Annotated in this window: 16 protein-coding genes; 9 read left to right on the plus strand and 7 right to left on the minus strand. The window is 59.8% G+C overall.

The annotated features are described in order from the left end of the window. Window positions 1-104: 104 nt before the first annotated feature. From PRZ03_RS20495 to kynB, 4 genes are all read right to left on the minus strand, one after another. Window positions 105-2,735: a sensor histidine kinase gene (locus PRZ03_RS20495; protein ID WP_273602039.1), complete on the minus strand. Its 2,631-nt coding sequence runs from the start codon at window positions 2,733-2,735 to the stop codon at window positions 105-107. A 163-nt stretch (window positions 2,736-2,898) separates the two neighbouring features. Beyond that, complete coding sequence (kynA, locus tag PRZ03_RS20500; RefSeq protein ID WP_273602040.1) at window positions 2,899-3,747, minus strand: tryptophan 2,3-dioxygenase; 849 nt, start codon at window positions 3,745-3,747, stop codon at window positions 2,899-2,901. Then, window positions 3,744-5,042: a kynureninase gene (gene kynU, locus PRZ03_RS20505; RefSeq protein ID WP_273602041.1), complete on the minus strand. Its 1,299-nt coding sequence runs from the start codon at window positions 5,040-5,042 to the stop codon at window positions 3,744-3,746. Before kynU ends, kynA begins: the two co-directional genes overlap by 4 nt. A 47-nt stretch (window positions 5,043-5,089) precedes the next feature. Beyond that, complete coding sequence (kynB, locus tag PRZ03_RS20510; RefSeq protein ID WP_273602042.1) at window positions 5,090-5,713, minus strand: arylformamidase; 624 nt, start codon at window positions 5,711-5,713, stop codon at window positions 5,090-5,092. A 235-nt stretch (window positions 5,714-5,948) separates the two neighbouring features. Between kynB and PRZ03_RS20515 the strand changes: the two genes are divergently transcribed. After that, entirely contained in the window at window positions 5,949-7,148 is a 1,200-nt protein-coding gene (locus PRZ03_RS20515) for a cation:proton antiporter (protein WP_273602043.1), read from the plus strand. A 265-nt stretch (window positions 7,149-7,413) separates the two neighbouring features. Next, the gene (locus tag PRZ03_RS20520; protein ID WP_273602044.1) at window positions 7,414-7,782 is read left to right on the plus strand and encodes a hypothetical protein; all 369 of its coding nucleotides are present in this window, start codon (window positions 7,414-7,416) and stop codon (window positions 7,780-7,782) included. A 103-nt stretch (window positions 7,783-7,885) separates the two neighbouring features. On the opposite strand, the gene PRZ03_RS20525 is transcribed toward PRZ03_RS20520, so the two are convergent. Then, window positions 7,886-8,383: a fasciclin domain-containing protein gene (locus PRZ03_RS20525; RefSeq protein ID WP_273602045.1), complete on the minus strand. Its 498-nt coding sequence runs from the start codon at window positions 8,381-8,383 to the stop codon at window positions 7,886-7,888. Between the two features lie 245 nt (window positions 8,384-8,628). On the opposite strand from PRZ03_RS20525, the gene pstS reads away from it, so the two are divergent. From pstS to phoR, 7 genes are all read left to right on the plus strand, one after another. Further along, on the plus strand, window positions 8,629-9,624 hold the full coding sequence (pstS, locus tag PRZ03_RS20530) for a phosphate ABC transporter substrate-binding protein PstS (protein ID WP_273602106.1): 996 nt from the start codon (window positions 8,629-8,631) through the stop codon (window positions 9,622-9,624). 154 nt (window positions 9,625-9,778) lie between these two features. Next, window positions 9,779-10,750 carry a phosphate ABC transporter permease PstC gene (pstC, locus tag PRZ03_RS20535; RefSeq protein ID WP_409993982.1) on the plus strand — a complete coding sequence of 324 codons (972 nt, stop codon included), beginning with the start codon at window positions 9,779-9,781 and terminating at the stop codon, window positions 10,748-10,750. Beyond that, window positions 10,747-11,640 carry a phosphate ABC transporter permease PstA gene (gene pstA, locus PRZ03_RS20540; protein WP_273602046.1) on the plus strand — a complete coding sequence of 298 codons (894 nt, stop codon included), beginning with the start codon at window positions 10,747-10,749 and terminating at the stop codon, window positions 11,638-11,640. The genes pstC and pstA overlap by 4 nt, the downstream gene beginning before the upstream one ends. A 24-nt stretch (window positions 11,641-11,664) precedes the next feature. Continuing rightward, the gene (gene pstB / locus PRZ03_RS20545) at window positions 11,665-12,450 is read left to right on the plus strand and encodes a phosphate ABC transporter ATP-binding protein PstB (protein ID WP_263535365.1); all 786 of its coding nucleotides are present in this window, start codon (window positions 11,665-11,667) and stop codon (window positions 12,448-12,450) included. A gap of 102 nt (window positions 12,451-12,552) precedes the next feature. Beyond that, window positions 12,553-13,260, plus strand: coding sequence for a phosphate signaling complex protein PhoU (gene phoU / locus PRZ03_RS20550; protein WP_263535366.1), 708 nt, complete (start codon window positions 12,553-12,555; stop codon window positions 13,258-13,260). An 18-nt stretch (window positions 13,261-13,278) separates the two neighbouring features. Continuing rightward, a complete protein-coding gene (phoB, locus tag PRZ03_RS20555; RefSeq protein WP_263535367.1) occupies window positions 13,279-13,980 on the plus strand; it encodes a phosphate regulon transcriptional regulator PhoB in 702 nt (233 codons plus the stop codon). A gap of 49 nt (window positions 13,981-14,029) precedes the next feature. Then, complete coding sequence (gene phoR, locus PRZ03_RS20560; RefSeq protein ID WP_273602047.1) at window positions 14,030-15,385, plus strand: phosphate regulon sensor histidine kinase PhoR; 1,356 nt, start codon at window positions 14,030-14,032, stop codon at window positions 15,383-15,385. 17 nt (window positions 15,386-15,402) lie between these two features. On the opposite strand, the gene PRZ03_RS20565 is transcribed toward phoR, so the two are convergent. Continuing rightward, complete coding sequence (locus PRZ03_RS20565) at window positions 15,403-17,049, minus strand: hypothetical protein (RefSeq protein ID WP_273602048.1); 1,647 nt, start codon at window positions 17,047-17,049, stop codon at window positions 15,403-15,405. A 141-nt stretch (window positions 17,050-17,190) separates the two neighbouring features. Continuing rightward, the gene (locus PRZ03_RS20570; RefSeq protein ID WP_263535370.1) at window positions 17,191-17,451 is read right to left on the minus strand and encodes a type B 50S ribosomal protein L31; all 261 of its coding nucleotides are present in this window, start codon (window positions 17,449-17,451) and stop codon (window positions 17,191-17,193) included. Window positions 17,452-17,622: the final 171 nt, after the last annotated feature.

Genomic DNA, 17,622 nt, shown 5'->3' on the forward strand with positions numbered 1-17,622 from the left:
GCTTGTCTCCGTCGGGGGACGCAGTGCCGGATAGGCGCTGCGCGAACCGAGCTGATGTTGGGGTGGTAAGAGGGCTGGCGCGGATTGTAGGCGGCCGCGGATGGTCAGCCGATCGGCAAACGCAGCTCGAAAATTGCGCCGCCCTGGGGATGGTTATGGGCAGATACGCCGCCGCCATGTGCCACCATGATCTTGCGGCACACCGCCAGGCCAAGGCCGGTCCCGCCTTCGCCTTCTTTGGTGAGCGAGCTTTGGGCGAAGGGCGAAAAAATGCTCTCCAACTCGCCTGCTGGAATGCCGGGGCCCAGGTCATGCACGCTGATGCAGAGCTGCGGACCATCGTGTACCGCTGCGATGGTGATCTGGCTGGTGGCGGGTGCCAGGCGCAGCGCGTTGTCCAACACATTACGCAGCGCTTGCTGAAGCCGCCCGGCATCGACCGCAGCCAGCAGGGGCTGGGACGGCAGCTGCAGCTTGAGTTTGATCGATCGATTGTCAGCCGGGCCGGCAAGCTCATCCATCACGGCCTGTATCAGCGGGGCCAGGTCTTGCTCGGTTAAGACCAGATGGCCGACGGTGCTCTCGAGGCGGGACAGATCGAGCAGGTTGTTGACCAACTCCAGCATGCGCTGGCCCGAGCTGTGGATACGCGCAAACATGTCTTGCAAGCGGGCGTTCTGGCCGCTGCGGCTGACGCCTAACTCCGAAAATCCGATGATGCTTTGCAAGGGCGTGCGCAGCTCATGGCTCATATTGGCGACGAATTCGGTCTTGATATTGTTGGCCCGCTCGGCCGCGTCGCGGGCCTCGCCGATTTGGCGCTCGGCCTCGACAAAGCGGCTGATGTCGATCGCGCTGCCCAGCAAGCCGGCGATCGCTCCATTCGCGTCGGTGAACACGGCCCGGTGCGTCAGGTAGTCACGCTCACGTTCGCGAATCTCTACATGCTCGCTGCCGCCTTGCGCGACCAGGCTTTGGTCCTGCAGTTCAATCGGTTTGGCCAAGCTCGCCGGCCGCAGCTCGCTGAGCTTGCGGCCCAGCGCCAGGTTCTTGTCGATGCCCGTCATATCGCTCCAGGCCTGATTGACCATCACAAAGCGCAGCCCGCGGTCCTTGGCGAAGAGTGGGATCGGGCAGACATCGATCAGGCGAGCGGTGAAGTCCAGCTGCGCTTGCAGGCGCTGGCGCGCATCCTCGCGCTCGGTGACATCCAGGGCAAAGCCGACGAATCCCGAGACCTCACTTGACAGCTCACCCCTTAATCCCTTCGGCGCAGCGTCGACCGTGTCGTTGGAGATCAGGCCTTCGTTCGGTTTGATGGGGGTTACCACCACCTCCAGCACGCGCTGGCGGCCGTCGGCTGCGTCCAGGCGAAGGATTACCGGCAAGTTCATGAACCCGGTGTTTCTTCGGAACAGCCCGCGCGCCTTGACCCGGTCGCGCATGTCGATCAAAGCTTCAAAGGGCTGGCCCAGACAGGACTGCACGCTTTTGTTGCCCAAGAAGTCGACGTGGTTGATGAACTGCAGCAGGCCGTTGCTATCGGTATGGAACATCAGCTCCTGCACGTTTTGGATCAGCAGGCTCTGTTCGCGTTCTTTACTCGCCAGGCTCATATGAGCGGCCACCAGTTCCCGTTTTGCCTGCTCGTAAGCGCTGAGTGCTCGCCAGGCAATGAGACCCAAGCCCGCCATCAGCATCAAGCCCGTCAAAGTCAGCAGCCCGACCGCTTGCGCATAGCCGGCCGAGCGATCCCAGACCACGGCCTTGGGCAGCTCCAGAATCACCACCAAGGGGTGGCCGTTCACGCGCTGAAAGCTGCCCGAGCTGTCCAGCCCCGACAAACTGTTGCTGGCGCCCGCCGCGCTCGAGATTGAGCTGAAGCGCCCCTGCTCGTGATTGGGCAATAGCTCCTTGAACACGATGTGCTGAGCGCCTGAGCTTGTGGCCGCTCGCTTGAGGTCCCGGCTGGCAGCGATCAGCTCACCTTCTAAGCTAAGCAGAGCCGCAGCTTGCCCGCGATCCTGGACGAGTTGATCCAATATGCTGTCGAAATGCTCAGACTTCAGCACTGCCACCCAGTAGCGCACGCCATGCGCAGTTTGTTGCGCCAGGCTCAGCGGTAGCGATACTCGGGCCCCACCTTTGGGCGGTTGAGTGGGGGGGGGCGCTTCGGCTTGATTCGCATCGCCTTGGGCCAAGTTCTTCAAGTCAAACAAATCCCGCCCCGGCCATGGGCGACCCAAGCCCGCCGGCTGGGCTTGGCTTGTCAGCTGCAATTGACGCAGTGAAATCTGACGCCCGATATTGTTGGGCGAACTGCTGGCCAGCACCAAACCTTGCGCGTCGAGCAAGGAGAAACTCCTGACCGCAGGCATTTTGGCCAATGACAGGGCCAGCAAAGCGTTCAAGGATGAAAGTGGAGCGTTCTCCGCCTGACCGGCCTTGGATTGCATCAAACCCAACAATGTCAGGTCGATGCTGCCCAGTGTCTGGCTGACTTGGCTTTCGAGGGTTTGCGAATACAGATCGCTTTGCTCGCGGCCAAGTTGCTCTTGCTGGCGGTGCTCGAAGGCAATAAAGCCGACAGCCAAGAGCAGCAAGGCCAAGCTCAGCACGGCAGCGCCACGAATCGCCAGGTGACGCTTCAACCAAGCGGGCAGGGCGGGCGCGGCTGCTGCCGCCGGCGAAGTCAGCGGTTTTTGAGTGGCAGGACTTGCGCTGGGGGTCGTCATGACTGGGGGGTCTAGCTCAGGTTCGCAAAAATGCCCTTCAAGCCCATAGCTTCGGCACCTGCCGGCAAGACTTGACCCTCGCAGGCATGGGGTAAGCTTGCCACTAGGCCTCGACCGACTTTATAGCAAAGGGCTGTGCTTGAGAATCAAGCACAGCCCAAACTTAAAGTTCGGTGCGCAGCGCCCACAGTTCGGGGAATAGAACGACATCCAGCATCTTGCGCAAATAGCCCACGCCCGAGGTGCCGCCAGTGCCGCGCTTGAAGCCGATCACCCGCTCCACGGTGGTGACATGACGGAAGCGCCAGAGCCGGAAGGCGTCTTCCAGATCGACCAACTCTTCGCCCATCTGGTAGAGGTCCCAGTGCTTTTCAGGCTCTCGGTAGACGCTAAGCCATGCGGCTTTGACGCCCTCGTCCAATCCGCGCGGCTGCGTCCAGTCACGCTCCAGCGCGCTTGCCGGTACGCTGATGCCGCGCCTGGCCAACAGCCGCAGCACCTCGTCATACAAAGAGGGCGCGCGCCAAGCGGCATCCACCTCGGCCAGCAAATCGGGCCTATGTGCATGGGGCTTGAGCATGGCCGCATTCTTGTTGCCGAGCATGAATTCGATGCGGCGGTACTGGGCGCTTTGGAAGCCGCTGCTGTTAGACAAGTAGGGGCGAATCGCGGTGTATTCGGGCGGTGTCATCGTGGCCAGCACATCCCAGGCATGTACCAGCTGTTCCATGATGCGCGACACCCGGGCCAGCATCTTGAAGGCCGCCGGCAGTTGATCATTCGCCACGCAGGCCACCGCCGCCTGCATCTCGTGCAGCATCAGCTTCATCCACAACTCTGAGGTCTGGTGCTGAATGATGAAGAGCAGTTCGTTGTGCTCGGGCGAGAGTGGCTGCTGTGCGTTGAGGATCTGATCAAGTTTCAGATAGTCGCCATAGCTCATGTCCTTGGAGAAGTCGAGCTGCGCTTTTTCCTCTTCCACAATTCTTTCGCTTTGGTGTGGGCAGCTCATGTCACTGCTCCTTGTGTGTTGAACTCGGGGCGCTTCCATTCTTCGTTTTTCAGCACCTGCACCAGATGTTCAACCGCGTCGTAGACATCGGCAAAGCCGATGTATAGCGGCGTGAAGCCAAAGCGCAGGATGTGCGGTACCTCGTCCAGGCGCGCCGGATCGCCGGCTCGGAAGTCACCGATCACGCCGCGCGCGATCAAGGCCTGCATCACCGCGTAACCCGCTTCATGCAAGGGCGCGTCCAGGCTCAAGCAGACTTGGCTGCCGCGCTGGTTTTCGTCGCGCGGTGAGGCCAAACGTATGCCCAAAGCGGCGCAGCGCGACTCTGCCAGTTCGATGAAAAGCTCGGTCAGCGCAATCGACTTTTTACGCAAAGCTTGCATGCCGCCCAAACTCTCGGCGGCCAGCACCGTGTCAACGCCACACTCCAAGGCTGCCAGCGACAGCAGCGCCGGCGTGCCGCAGATAAAGCGCTTGATGCCGGCCGCAGCTTGGTAGTCAGGTGTGAATTGAAATGGTGCGGCGTGGCCCAACCAGCCCGACAGCGGCTGCCAGCAGCGCTGCGCGTGTTTGGCATGGACCCAAACAAAGGCCGGCGCGCCGGGGCCGCCGTTCAGGTATTTATAGCCGCATCCGACCGCGAAGTCGGCCTTGGCACCATTCAAGTCGACCGGCACAGCGCCTGCCGAATGGGCCAGATCCCAGATCACCAGCGCCCCCGCAGCGTGAGCGGCGGCGGTGAGGGCCTTCATATCGTGTTTGTAGCCGGTGCGGTAGTTGACCTCGGTCAGCATCAGCACGGCCAGGTCGGTATTCAGCGTGGCGGCAATGTCAGCCACGTTGTCGACCAAATGCAGGCGTAGGCCCAACTGCTGTGCCAGGCTTTCGGCAATATAGAGATCGGTCGGGAAGTTGCTGCGCTCGGAGACGATGACTTTTCGCTCAGGCGCTTGCTCCAACGAAATGCGCAGCGCCGCCGACAAGGCCTTGTAGAGATTGAGCGAGGTTGAGTCCGCCACGATCAGCTCGCCCGGTGCTGCGCCAACCAAGCGTGCAATCTTGTCGCCGATACGGCCCGGCAAATCGATCCAGCCGGCCGTGTTCCAGCTCTTGATCAAGTCCTGACCCCATTCCTTTTGAATGACCTGCTGCACCCGGCCCAGGGTTTCACGTGGCAGCACACCCAGCGAGTTACCGTCCAGGTAAATGGTTCCAGCAGGCAGGTCGAACTGCTGCTTCAGCTCACGCAGCGGGTCTTCTTGATCCAGTACGTCGCAGTCTTGTCTTGTCGTCATATCGGTTTCTCCAATGGATCAGAGTTCGCGCAGGATGGCGCAGAAATTTAGAGTTCGCGCAGGATGGCGCGCACGGGCGAGGCGCAGGCCCCGGTGAGTTTGAGCGGTAGGGCGATCAACTCGTAGTCGCCCTCGGCCACCTCGTCCAAGACCAGGTTCTCCAGCACGCGCAGGTCCAGGCGCAGCAGTTGCTGGTGACTGCTCAAAGTCTTGCTGCTGGCGGGGTCGACCGAGGGTGTGTCTAGACCGATGAGCTTGGCGCCCAGGCCGGCCAGCCATTCGACGGTTTCGGGGGCAAAAGCGCTGAAGTCGGGGTCCCAGTGCATGGCTGCCTTCTGGCAGCAACGCACTAGCACGCGAGCCGGCATCTGGGAGGCTGCATGCCTCAGATGCTCCACCTGAATCAGGGGACCGCAGTCAATCGCATGGATGACGCGGCAGCGGCCCAGGTAGGCGTCGAGGTCGACCTCGGCACTGCTGGCTGCGCCATCGGCGTAATGCAGCGGTGCATCGGCATGCGCGCCGACATGCGGCGACATGGTGATGGCACTGAGGTTGACGGGGCAGTCAGCCGACAGGCGCGCTGTCCATTTGAGGCTGAAGGGCTCGTCGCCCGGGAAGATCGGCGACTGCGCCGAGACCGGCGGAGAGATGTCCCAAATTCGTTTCATGCGTGATGCTTTCTTGACGCTTTTCTTGGGGATGAGCTTGGCGGGCCAAACCATAGCAATGCGGCGATCGGCGTGGTGTCGGTTAATTCCAACATCGACCCATTCGCTTGGCAAGCCATGCACGCCAACCGGGTCTTGAGTTACAGCGCAATTCGAATTTCGCTTTGGCGGGCAAACACCCAGAAGGGCTGACTTCCGCAGGCTTTACGATCGCGGGCCTCCTTGCAGCCCACCTATGAACACGACCGAAATTTTCTTGATTGCGATGCTGATCATTCTCAGCGTCCCTTACCTGATCTGGCGTCTTTTTCGTACCGACCATTTCGCCCCCTTGGTGGTGGTGCAAATCATCACCGGCATCTTGCTGGGCCCCGGCGTGCTCGGTGCGGCATTCCCGAGCTATTACGAATTTGTCTTCAATCCTGCGGTGATTCAGTCCCTCAACGGCATTGCCTGGTGGGCGGTGATGCTGTTTGTCTGGATTGCCGGTATCGAGTTGGACCTGAAGGCCGCTTGGCAGCACAGGCGTGAAAGCGGCATCACCGCCGGGCTGGCGCTGGGCCTACCGCTGGCCTTTGGTTGCGTTGCGGCGATCGCCATGTTGGCCAGCCCAGGCTGGATGGGTGAGAAGGCCCTCACTTGGCAATTCGTATTGGGCGTGGGTATGTCTTGTGCGGTCACCGCCCTGCCTATTTTGATCTTGCTGATGGAGAAGCTGGATATTCTGCGCCGGCCCTTGGGGCAGCGCGTGCTGCGCTATGCCAGCGTTGATGATGTGGCGATCTGGGGCGTCTTGGCGTTGATTCTGATGGACTGGGGCCGAGTCGGACGACAAGCCGGCTTTATCGCCGCCTTTGTCGTCGTCGGCTTCATGTTCCGTTGGTTGATGCAGCGCCTGCCACAGAGCGACCGTTGGTTTGTCGGGCTGGTCTGGCTGGCGGCCTGCGCTTTCGGCGCCGACTGGTCGGGCCTGCATTTCATGGTCGGTGCGTTTTTGGCCGGCGCCATCATCGATGCCGACTGGTTCGATCAAAAGCAACTCGACGGCCTGCGACACAACGTCTTGCTGGTCATCATGCCGGTGTTTTTCTTGAGCACCGGACTGCGTACGCAATGGGGCGTGGGCGGCGCGGCGGTCTTTGTGGCGGCGGCTTGGTTGCTGCTGGCTTCGGTGGCCGGCAAGCTGATTGGCGTCCACATGGCCGGGCGGGTCTTGAAATGGGAGAAGGGCGAGGCCTCCTTGATCGGCTGGCTCTTGCAGACCAAGGCTTTGATCATGATCATTTTCGCCAACATCTTGCTGGACAAGAAGATCATCACCAACGAGACCTTCACCGCGCTCTTGTTGATGGCGGTGGCGAGCACCATGCTGACGGTTCCCATGGTGACACCCATGCTCAAGCGCCTGCGGACCTTGCTTGAGCGCTCGAGTTGAGCGACAGCGGGTTCGGCTTGACGGTGGTGCGGCGGGTTGGATGTGGCAACGATGGCTATGCCGATAGGCTGGCCTGCCTGCCGCTACGTCGCCGCTATGCCTGAACATCGCCAGCATTGCGCCCGACCGTCCTCGCTTTGCCATCCGGTCTGTGCAGACGGGTGGTCTTTTTTTGCACTTCGTCGCAAGCGCTTTGCCGGCTCAGGGCGGCTTCAATAGCATGCGCTCAGTCGGTTCATTTGGGCCGCATCAAGTCAGGAAACCCATGATCCAACGTTTCAAGCTTGCCCGCCTAGCGGTCATTGCATGTGTCGCCTCCGCCGCTTTCTTGAGCGGCTGCGCCATCCATATCACCACAACCAAAGACGGCGACAGCGCCACCGTCAAGAGCCCTGGTTCAGCCAAAATCGAATGTGTAGCCAGCCCAAGCGGCGAGTGCAATTACGTGCTCTTTACCAGTCGCTGTGAAACCGTAGAGGCGGACGCAGGCAAATCCACCACGACCTGCACGCATCAGGTGTTTGATCAGTTCAAGCTTGCCACGGGGCAGTCACGCCAACTGGCGAATTTGCCGGCAGGCTATAAGCAATGCATGAAGTCTGCCGGCAAACCGGAGTTGCCAAACTGCGATTGATGTTGCAGCCTTGTCTGCGGCTGAGGCCTTCGGCAAGACAAAAGCCCCTGCAGCGTTCGGCTGCAGGGGCTTTCTCAATTTGTAGCCAGACCTGCGGACCGACTTACTTCTTTTTCGGTGGCATGAGGACTCGGTCAACGATGTGCACCACGCCATTGCTGGCTTTGATGTCGGCTTGCTGCACCATGCCGTCTTCTACCGTGACAAAGTCGCCAGCGCGACCCAGTGCCAGTTCCGCGCCTTGAACGGTCTTCACATTGCCGTTTTTGACGTCGGCAGCATTCAATTGCGCCGGCACGATATGAAAGCCGAGCACCGCCTTCAGTTGCTCTTTGTCTTTGCCCAAGGCTTCCATGGTCTTTGCCGGCACGGCCTTGAAGGCCTCGTCGCTCGGGGCAAACACGGTCATCGGTCCAACGGCTTGTAGCGCCGACTTCAGCTCTGCTTGTTCAACCAGCCGATTGAGGGTGCTCAGCTGCGGGTTGGCGGCGATGGTGTCGGCCACGGTGGCGGGCACCGGTGCGGTGGCGCAAGCACTCAACAACAGGGTCACTGCAGCGGCGCTGGACAGGGCGAGGGAACGGAGGGCTGTGATGGTCATAGGAGCTCTAGTGGAAGGAGTACAGCTTCTCAGCTTAGAGAGCGAATGTGACAGTCCAATGAATTTTGTATGTCAATCAACTCCGGAATAGTCCGTTCGGCTCTGGTCGAATTACAGTAGCACTCGGTCACAACAATGTCATATTCAAGTCATACGATGACGTTTGTTGTTAAACAAGCCCTCATTTGACAAGGCCACTCATGAAATTCACACAGATTCGCAATGGATTGTTCTTTGCCGCCGGCATGGCTGTTTTGCCGCTGCTGCATGCTCAAGACGTGACGGGTGCCGGCGCTACCTTCCCCGCGCCTTTGTATGCCAAGTGGGCCGATGCCTATAACAAGGCGACCGGTGTGCGAATCAATTACCAATCGGTGGGTTCGGGTGCTGGTATCAAGCAGATCAAGGCCAAGACGGTTGACTTTGGTGCAACCGACATGCCTTTGAAGGACGAAGAGCTGGCCAAGGACGGCATGATTCAGTTCCCCACCGTCATCGGTGGCGTGGTGCCAGTGGTCAATATCAAGGGCATCGCTCCGGGCCAGTTGCGCCTGACCGGTCAAGTCTTGGGTGATATCTATCTGGGCAAGATCGCCAAGTGGAATGACCCAGCCTTGGTTGCACTCAACCCAGGCGTTCCGCTGCCTGATGCGGCAATTTCGGTGGTGCGTCGCGCCGATGGTTCGGGCACGACATTCGTGTTCACCAACTATCTGTCCAAGGTGAACGAAGAGTGGAAGTCCAAGGTTGGTGATGGCACTGCTGTGAACTGGCCAACCGGTGCGGGCGGCAAGGGTAACGAAGGCGTGGCCGCATTTGTGCAGCGTCTGCCTAACTCGATCGGCTATGTCGAGTACTCGTATGTGTTGCAAAACAAGATGACATACACCTTGATGAAGAACAAGGACGGTGTGTTTGTGCGCCCTAGCGACGCGGCTTTCAAGGCGGCTGCTGCAGGTGCGGACTGGAACAAGACTTTCTTCCAGGTCACGACCGAGCAAGCCGGCAAGGACACATGGCCTATCACCAACCCGACCTACATCCTGATGTACAAGTCGCAAGACAAGCCTGCCAACGCCAGCGCCGCCTTGAAGTTCTTCGAGTGGGTCTATAGCAACGGCGACAAGATGGCTGACGATTTGGACTACGTGCCATTGCCAGACTCGGTCAAGGAACTGGTGCGCAAGCATTGGGCTGCCAATATCAAGGACGCATCGGGCAAGGCTATTTCTTACAAGTGAGTTTGACTTGACCCTCTGCAACAGCCCGTCAGCCTTGGCTTGATCGGGCTGTTGTTGAATCAGGCGAGCCTTTTTTCTTTAACGCAGAACATGCGGAGGCCCTGTGGCCGCAATACTTCCAGCCAATAATTTCGAAGCCGGCCGCTCGGCAGACCTGGTTCAACCCCAGGGCCTGCCGCCAGCGCGCCGCAGGGTCGCCCCTTGGGCCGACACTGCATTTTCTCTGCTTGCCCATGGAGCAGCCTGGCTCACCCTGGCCTTGCTTGTGGGCATCATCCTGTCCCTGATCGTGGGTGCGGCGCCCGCAATCAAGGAATTTGGCCTGGGCTTCTTGTGGACCACCGAGTGGGACCCCGTCAAGGAGAAGTTTGGCGGCCTGGTGATGATTTACGGCACCTTGATGACCTCCTTCATCGCTTTGCTGATCGCGGTGCCGGTCAGCTTTGGCATTGCCTTGTTCTTGACCGAGTTGTCGCCGAGTTGGCTCAAGCGCCCCCTGGGCGTCGCGGTGGAGTTGTTGGCGGCCGTGCCTTCCATCGTTTACGGTATGTGGGGCCTGATGGTGTTTGGCCCCATCTTGGCGACCTATGTGCAGCAACCCTTGCAAACCCTGCTGACCGGCGTGCCATTTTTGGGCAGTCTGGTGTCGGGTCCACCGGTCGGTATCGGTATTTTGTCGGCCGGCATCATCTTGGCCATCATGATCATTCCCTTCATCGCTTCGGTGATGCGGGATGTGTTTGAGGTGACGCCGCCGATGTTGAAAGAGTCTGCCTACGGCCTGGGTGCGACGACCTGGGAAGTGGTGCGCAATGTAGTTTTGCCCTACACCAAGACGGGTGTGATGGGCGGCATCATGTTGGGTCTGGGGCGCGCTTTGGGTGAAACCATGGCGGTGACCTTTGTGATCGGCAATATGAATCAGCTCAATTCCCTGTCAGTGTTCGAAGCTGCCAATAGCATCACATCGGCGTTGGCGAATGAATTTGCCGAGGCAGGCGAAGGCTTGCACCAGGCTTCCCTGATCTATCTGGGCCTCGTGTTGTTCTTCATCACCTTTGTCGTGTTGGCTTGCTCCAAGGTCTTGTTGTCGCAACTGAAGAAGAATGAAGGGGCACGTTCATGAACGTTCCTGCAACAAGCGTGGCGACTGCCGCCAGCCAGCAACATGCCAAGCGTTTGGCCATGCATGCCAAGCGCAAGCGCGTCAATATGGTGGCCTTGACTTTGTCATTGGCCGCGATGTCCTTCGGCCTGTTTTGGTTGATGTGGATCTTGTTCGAGACCGTGGTCTTGGGACTGGGCGGCCTGCAACTGGCAACCTTTACGGAAATGACGCCGCCTCCAATGGCCGAGACTGGTGGCTTGGCTAATGCGATTTTTGGTTCGCTGATGATGGTCGGTCTGGCGACTCTGCTGGGAACGCCGATCGGCATCATGGCCGGCATCTACCTGGCCGAGTATGGCCAGAGGACTTGGCTGGGCGGCACCGTGCGCTTCATCAATGACATCTTGCTGTCAGCGCCGTCTATCGTGGTGGGTCTGTTCATTTACGGCCTGGTGGTGACGCGCATGCTGACCTTCTCGGGCTACGCCGGTATTTTGGCCCTGGCTTTGATCGTCATTCCGGTGGTCATCCGAACCACCGAGAACATGTTGAGCCTGATCCCGAATGCCTTGCGCGAGGCGGCCTATGCCTTGGGTACGCCAAAGTGGAAGGTCATCATTTCGGTGACGCTGAAGTCGGCCCGCGCCGGCGTGCTAACCGGCATCTTGCTGGCACTGGCGCGTATCTCCGGGGAAACGGCGCCGCTGTTGTTCACGGCCCTGTCCAACCAGTTCTGGACCACCGATTTGAGCAAGCCAATGGCTACTTTGCCGGTGACGATTTTCAAGTTCGCCATGAGTCCCTATGAAAACTGGCAGAAGCTGGCCTGGGCAGGTGTTTTCATCATCACGATGGGTGTGCTGGCGCTGAACATTCTGGCGCGCGTACTTTTCAAGAACAAGCATTGATAGATAGAGAGAGCGGAATTCACCATGGACGCAAAAGTTGATATGCCTGTCACCGAGCGGGCAAAGCTCTCGGTTCGGAATTTGAACTTCTACTACGGCAATTTCCTTGCCCTGAAGAACATCAATCTGGATATTCCTGAGAAGAAGGTGACGGCGTTTATCGGCCCGTCGGGCTGCGGCAAGTCAACCTTGCTGCGCACCTTGAACCGCATGTTCGAGCTTTACCCGGAGCAGCGTGCCGAGGGTCAGATCTTGCTTGACGGCAACGACATCCTGACCAGCAAAGACGATGTTTCGCTGATCCGCGCCAAGATCGGCATGGTCTTTCAAAAGCCCACGCCTTTCCCAATGTCGATCTACGACAACATCGCCTTTGGTGTGCGTCTTTTTGAAACTCTGCCGCGCGTGGAAATGGACGAGCGGGTTGAGTGGGCATTGAAAAAAGCCGCACTCTGGGCCGAGGTCAAGGACAAGCTCAACCAAAGTGGCTCCGGTCTGTCCGGCGGTCAGCAGCAGCGCCTGTGCATTGCGCGCGGCATTGCGATCAAGCCGGAAATCTTGTTGCTCGACGAGCCTTGCTCGGCGCTCGATCCGATCTCCACCGGCAAGATCGAAGAGCTGATCCATGAGTTGAAGAACGACTACACGGTCGCCATCGTTACCCACAATATGCAGCAAGCAGCGCGTTGCTCGGACTACACGGCCTATATGTACCTGGGTGATTTGATCGAGTTTGGCCCGACGGCCGAACTGTTCATGAAGCCCAAGCGCAAAGACACCGAGGACTACATCACCGGGCGCTTCGGCTGATCGGTCCCTTTGATCGCACTGGTCGATCGTTCAGACGGATGGGCCTGCAAAGTGGCCCTCCATCAACGCTGTTGTTAAACCAAAAATATTCAGGATCAAATCATGGGTGAAAAGCATCTTTCGACGCAATTCGACGCTGAGCTGAGCGGCATTTCCACGCGCGTGCTGGAGATGGGGGGCTTGGTTGAGTCTCAGGTTGCACAGGCTGTCTTGGCGCTGACAACCTTCAGCGGCGAAATCGCCAGCGCTGTGCTCAAGCAAGAAGAGCAGGTCAATGCGATGGAAGTCGAGATCGACCGCGACCTGTCCAGCATCATCGCCCGGCGCCAGCCTACGGCACGCGATCTGCGTCTGTTGATCGCCATCTCCAAGACGATTGCCAATTTGGAGCGCGTCGGAGACGAAGCGGCACGGATCGCCCGCACGGTGCAGCGTTTGATCAATGCCGGTGTGTCGAGTCGGCTGCGTTTGCCCATGAGCGATTTGTCGTTTGAGGCCGAACTGGCAACGGCGCTGCTGCGCAAGGCACTTGACGCGTTTGCGCGTCTGGATGTCGAGCGTGCGGTCGAGGTGCTCAAGCAGGATGACCAGATCGACAAGGAATTCGACGGTCTGATGCGCAAGCTGATCACCTACATGATGGAAGACCCCCGCACCATCTCCTCATCGATCGACTTGATTTTTGTGGCCAAGGCGATCGAGCGGGTCGGCGACCATGCGAAGAATTTGGCCGAAGTCATCATCTATGTGGTCAAGGGTACGGATGTGCGTCACAACACGCCCGAGGCCGTTGAGACCATGGTTCGCTGAAGCGAAGAGGAGCTGTACATGAGCCGAGTTCTTGTGGTGGAAGATGAGTCGGCGATTGCCGAACTGATCTCCATCAATCTGCGCCATGCGGGTTTTGAGGTCACGATCGCTGCCAGCGCCGACCAGGCGCAGTATGAAGTTGATCGCATCTTGCCTGATCTGGTGGTTTTGGATTGGATGCTGCCCGGCCAATCGGGTCTGGCCCTTGCTCGCCAATGGCGCGGCGCGGCTCGCACCAAAGAAATGCCCATCATCATGCTGACGGCCCGGGCCGAAGAGTCTGACAAGGTGTCCGGCCTTGACGCTGGTGCCGACGACTATCTGACCAAGCCGTTTTCGACCAATGAGCTGCTGGCGCGAATTCGCGCCGTTCTGCGGCGCAAGGCGCCAGAGGCGCTGGACACTCTGGTCGAAGTGGGTGGATTGAATCTTGATCCGGGTACACGCCGCGTCAGCCGCGACGGTGCCGAGGTCAAACTCGGCCCCACCGAGTTTAGGCTGCTGCACTTCTTCATGACGCATCCCGAGCGCGTGCACAGCCGCTCGCAGCTGCTGGACCGGGTCTGGGGCGATCATGTCTTCATTGAAGAGCGTACGGTGGATGTGCATGTGAAGCGTCTGCGAGAGGCGCTGGAGCGTGTGCAATGCGCTCGCATGATCGAAACGGTACGCGGCGCGGGTTACCGTTTGACGCAACAGTCGGCGGTCTTGCCCGCCTGAGCATGAGCCCCGGATTGCTTGAAAGACCGGGGCTTTTTTTGGAGTTGGCGTGAATTGGCTGTTGCCTCGTTTTGTATTGGCCACGCTGGTGGCTGTCGCTGGTGTTTTGATCGGTCACTGGATGGGGCGCTTGCTGCCCTGGCCCTTTTTGGGTGAAGCGCTGAGCGCTGTCAGTGCAATTGCCGCTCTTGTGGTGCTGGATGCAGTACGCGGGCACCGTTTGCTGAAATGGCTGCGCGGCTCGCAGCTCGACGATGCGCCGCGCGACAGGGGCATCTGGGGCGAGCTGGGCTATCGGATCGAGCGCGCGGTGCGCGAGCGGGACAAGACCATTGCCGCCGAGCGGCTGCAGTTGCAGCAGTTTTTGTCGGCGATCGATGCCTCGCCCAACGGCGTGCTGATGTTGGACGCGCAGGATCACATCCACTGGTGTAATCGCGTCGCGGCCGATCATTTTTCGCTCGATCCGGTGCGGGATTTGCGCCAGCGCGTTACCAATTTGCTGCGCTCACCTGCTTTTGTCTCTTTTCTCAGTACTGAGAGTTATGAAACGCCCTTGTTGTTGAATAATGTGCGCGGCTTCAGCACTTTGTCAGTCATCGTAAAGCGTTATGGGGACGGCATGAAGTTGGTGCTGTCGCAAGACATCACCGAGCGCGAGCGAGCTGATGCGATGCGGCGGGATTTCGTCGCCAACGTCTCGCACGAAATTCGCACCCCTCTGACCGTTTTGTCGGGTTTTATCGAGACCATGGTGTCGCTCTCATTGACGGCCGCCGAACGCACGCGGGTGCTGACCTTGATGGGGCAGCAAACCGATCGCATGCAAGGTTTGGTCAGCGATTTGCTGACCCTGGCTCAGCTGGAGGGTAGCCCGCGCCCGACCGCAGACCGCTGGGTCAGCTTGGATGCCTTGCTGGCGCGGATCAACTCCGACGCGCAGGCCTTGTCCAATGACCGGCATCAATTGAGGATTCAGCTGGATACCCATATTGAGCTGGCCGGTATCGAATCGGAGCTGCTCAGCGCGGCGGCAAATCTGGTCAATAACGCCGTTCGCTACACACCGGTGGGCGGCGAGATTGACGTGTCCTGGCGGGACCTTGGTGATGGCTCGGGCGAGCTCTGTGTCAGTGATACCGGCTTAGGCATCGCGCGCGAACATCTGCCGCGACTGACCGAGCGCTTTTACCGGGTTGATGGCAGCCGCTCCCGAGAAACGGGCGGCACCGGCCTGGGCTTGTCCATCGTCAAACATGTGATGCATCGCCATGGCGGTGAGCTGCAAATCGAGAGCGAACCCGGCCGAGGTTCGAAGTTCCGCCTGACCTGGCCGGCGGTGCGCGTGCGTCATTTGGGCGAGCCCGCACTCGGCGTCGAGGCTGCCAACGCACCTCTGCATTGAGCGCCGGCCGCGGCGGCCTACCTGGCTCGCCGTAAAACGGCAAAGCCGGTCGCGCGGTCCGTGGGGCGCCGCACAAGGGCGATCTTTTCCCAGCCTTCCGGAATCTGCGCCTGGCTGGACTGCAGCGCGTAACTGCAAGGGCTGATCGCCAGTGCATGAACGCCGTCAACCCGCCATTGCCCCTGAAACTCCAGCGCGGCCGAGGTCGAAAGCGCTTGATCCGGGGTCGCAATGCAATCGACGTGGGCCGGTATCGTCTTCTGCAATTGTTCCACCAAGGGTCGGTTGCTGCGCGCATAGTCCAGCGGCGGTAGCAGCAAGGTCATGGCCAAAAGCCAGCCTAGGGCGACGCCGCCGGCAGGCAGGACCAAGCTTTTCCAAAGCGCATGCTGATGGCGGGCGGTGCGCCAGCGCACCAGCGCCAACCAGGCCAAGGTGGCCAGCACGGCAAAAAAGAGCGCCAAAGCATTGAAGTGGGGCTCGAATCCGGTCGCGAGACGACGTAAATTGGCCAGCGGCACGGCCGGCCAACCCAGCTGCATGGAGCTGTAGTAAACCCAAAAGAACAGCGCACCTGCACTGAAAAAGAAGACCGAAAACCAATCGATGGCTGCCGCGAAGCCGCGCTGCAAGGTCGGCAAAGCAAAGGCTGCCAGCAAAGCCAAGGCGGGCAGAGCCAAGAGTAGTGCGCGGTCCGATCCGCCCATCAAGATGCTGGTGACGATAGGGATCAAGGCGCATACCAGCGGCAGCAAGATATGGCGGCGCTGCCAGTGGCTGCGCCAGCGCCAGATTGTCCAAGCTGCCAGCGGGCCTGCCGGCCATGTGAACCAAGCCAGCAGATTCATCATGCGCAAGCTCAGCTCGACGGGAGCGGCGGTATTGATGCGCCAGGCCCAGGCATTGAACTCCCAGGCGCTCACCGTGGCCAACAAACCGGCCAAAAGCAGCCATTTCACCAGGGCGCGAGCGGCCGCATAGCGCGAGCGATTGCATAACCAGGCACCGATTGCCGCCAGCACCATGGCCACGATCGGCGCACCACTGGCCGCCAAGACCGGCAGCGACACCAATGCCGCCCAGCGTGATTTGACGGGGCGAAACGGTGCGGCGGCCAAGCCATATAAGAACAAGGACGAGGCCAGCAGTTGCAAGAGCTCCGGCGTCGTCTCATGACCCAGCTGCAGCAAACCCAGCGTGGCCATCAATGCGAGCAGAGCGCCGTCGGACAAGGCTCTTGCATAGTCGATCGACTGCGCTTCGCCGCCAAAGGCGAAGGCCACTGGCTGCGCGGCCTCTGTGCACGCCAGGTGAAAGCAGCTGTACCAAACCAACATCAGCGTCAGCATCAAGATGAGCGCGAAGGGCAGGCGGGCGGCAAAGGCTGCGTCGGCAAAGGGCAAGGCCTTGATCGCAAGCGCGCCTATCCAGTAGGGCAGGGGGCCGCCTTCAGCGGGCACGCCTCCAATGGCCGGCTGCCACCAAGGTGCGTGGCCTTGGGCGATGCTGGCCATAAAGCCAAAGGAGCTGAGATCGGCTTGCCGCCAAGGGTCGCGTCCGAACAGGCCCGGCAAAATGTAGGCCGCACACAGCAGCAAGAGGGGGAATCTGGGCAGGCGCTGTGCGCCGCGCACAGCTACAACGGCAGGGGTAGGTAAGTTCACGCAGCTTTTGATGGTTCTAGTTCAGTGCGACATCATGCCGCATCGCCGCGGCTTTTCGCACCCGGCACGACCCAGGATCGCCATGTTCGAGGCGAAAAAAAAGGCAGCCTGAGCTGCCTTTCATCTTCAGCCTCGGAGGGCTTACTTCTTGGTGCTGAAGCCTGCAAACTTGTTGCGGAACTTCTCGACGCGACCGCCCAGCGAGTCGATGCTCTTCTGGGTGCCCGTGTAGAACGGGTGAGTTTCGCTGGTGGTTTCCAACTTGATCAGAGGCAGTTCGCGGCCGTCTTCCATCTTGATGGACTCTTTGCTGCCCATGGTTGAACGTGTAACGAACTTGAAGCCGTTGGACTGATCCACGAAGCAGACTTCGCGGTAGTTAGGGTGAATGCCGTCTTTCATGATGGACCTCTCGCTTTGCGACTTGGCGCTGACGTATCTACAGCCTCGCCACACCATGTGGCGCACTTTTCGACAGCGGCAAAACGCGGATTATAGCCTGAATTTGAGCGCCTCGGCAAGCAAGGCGCTCGGGTGGTGCCTCTAGCGGGCACCGTTGAAACCAACCGCTGA

The organism is Roseateles albus (assembly GCF_028595345.1).
Classification (GTDB): Bacteria; Pseudomonadota; Gammaproteobacteria; order Burkholderiales; family Burkholderiaceae_C; genus Paucibacter_A; species Paucibacter_A albus.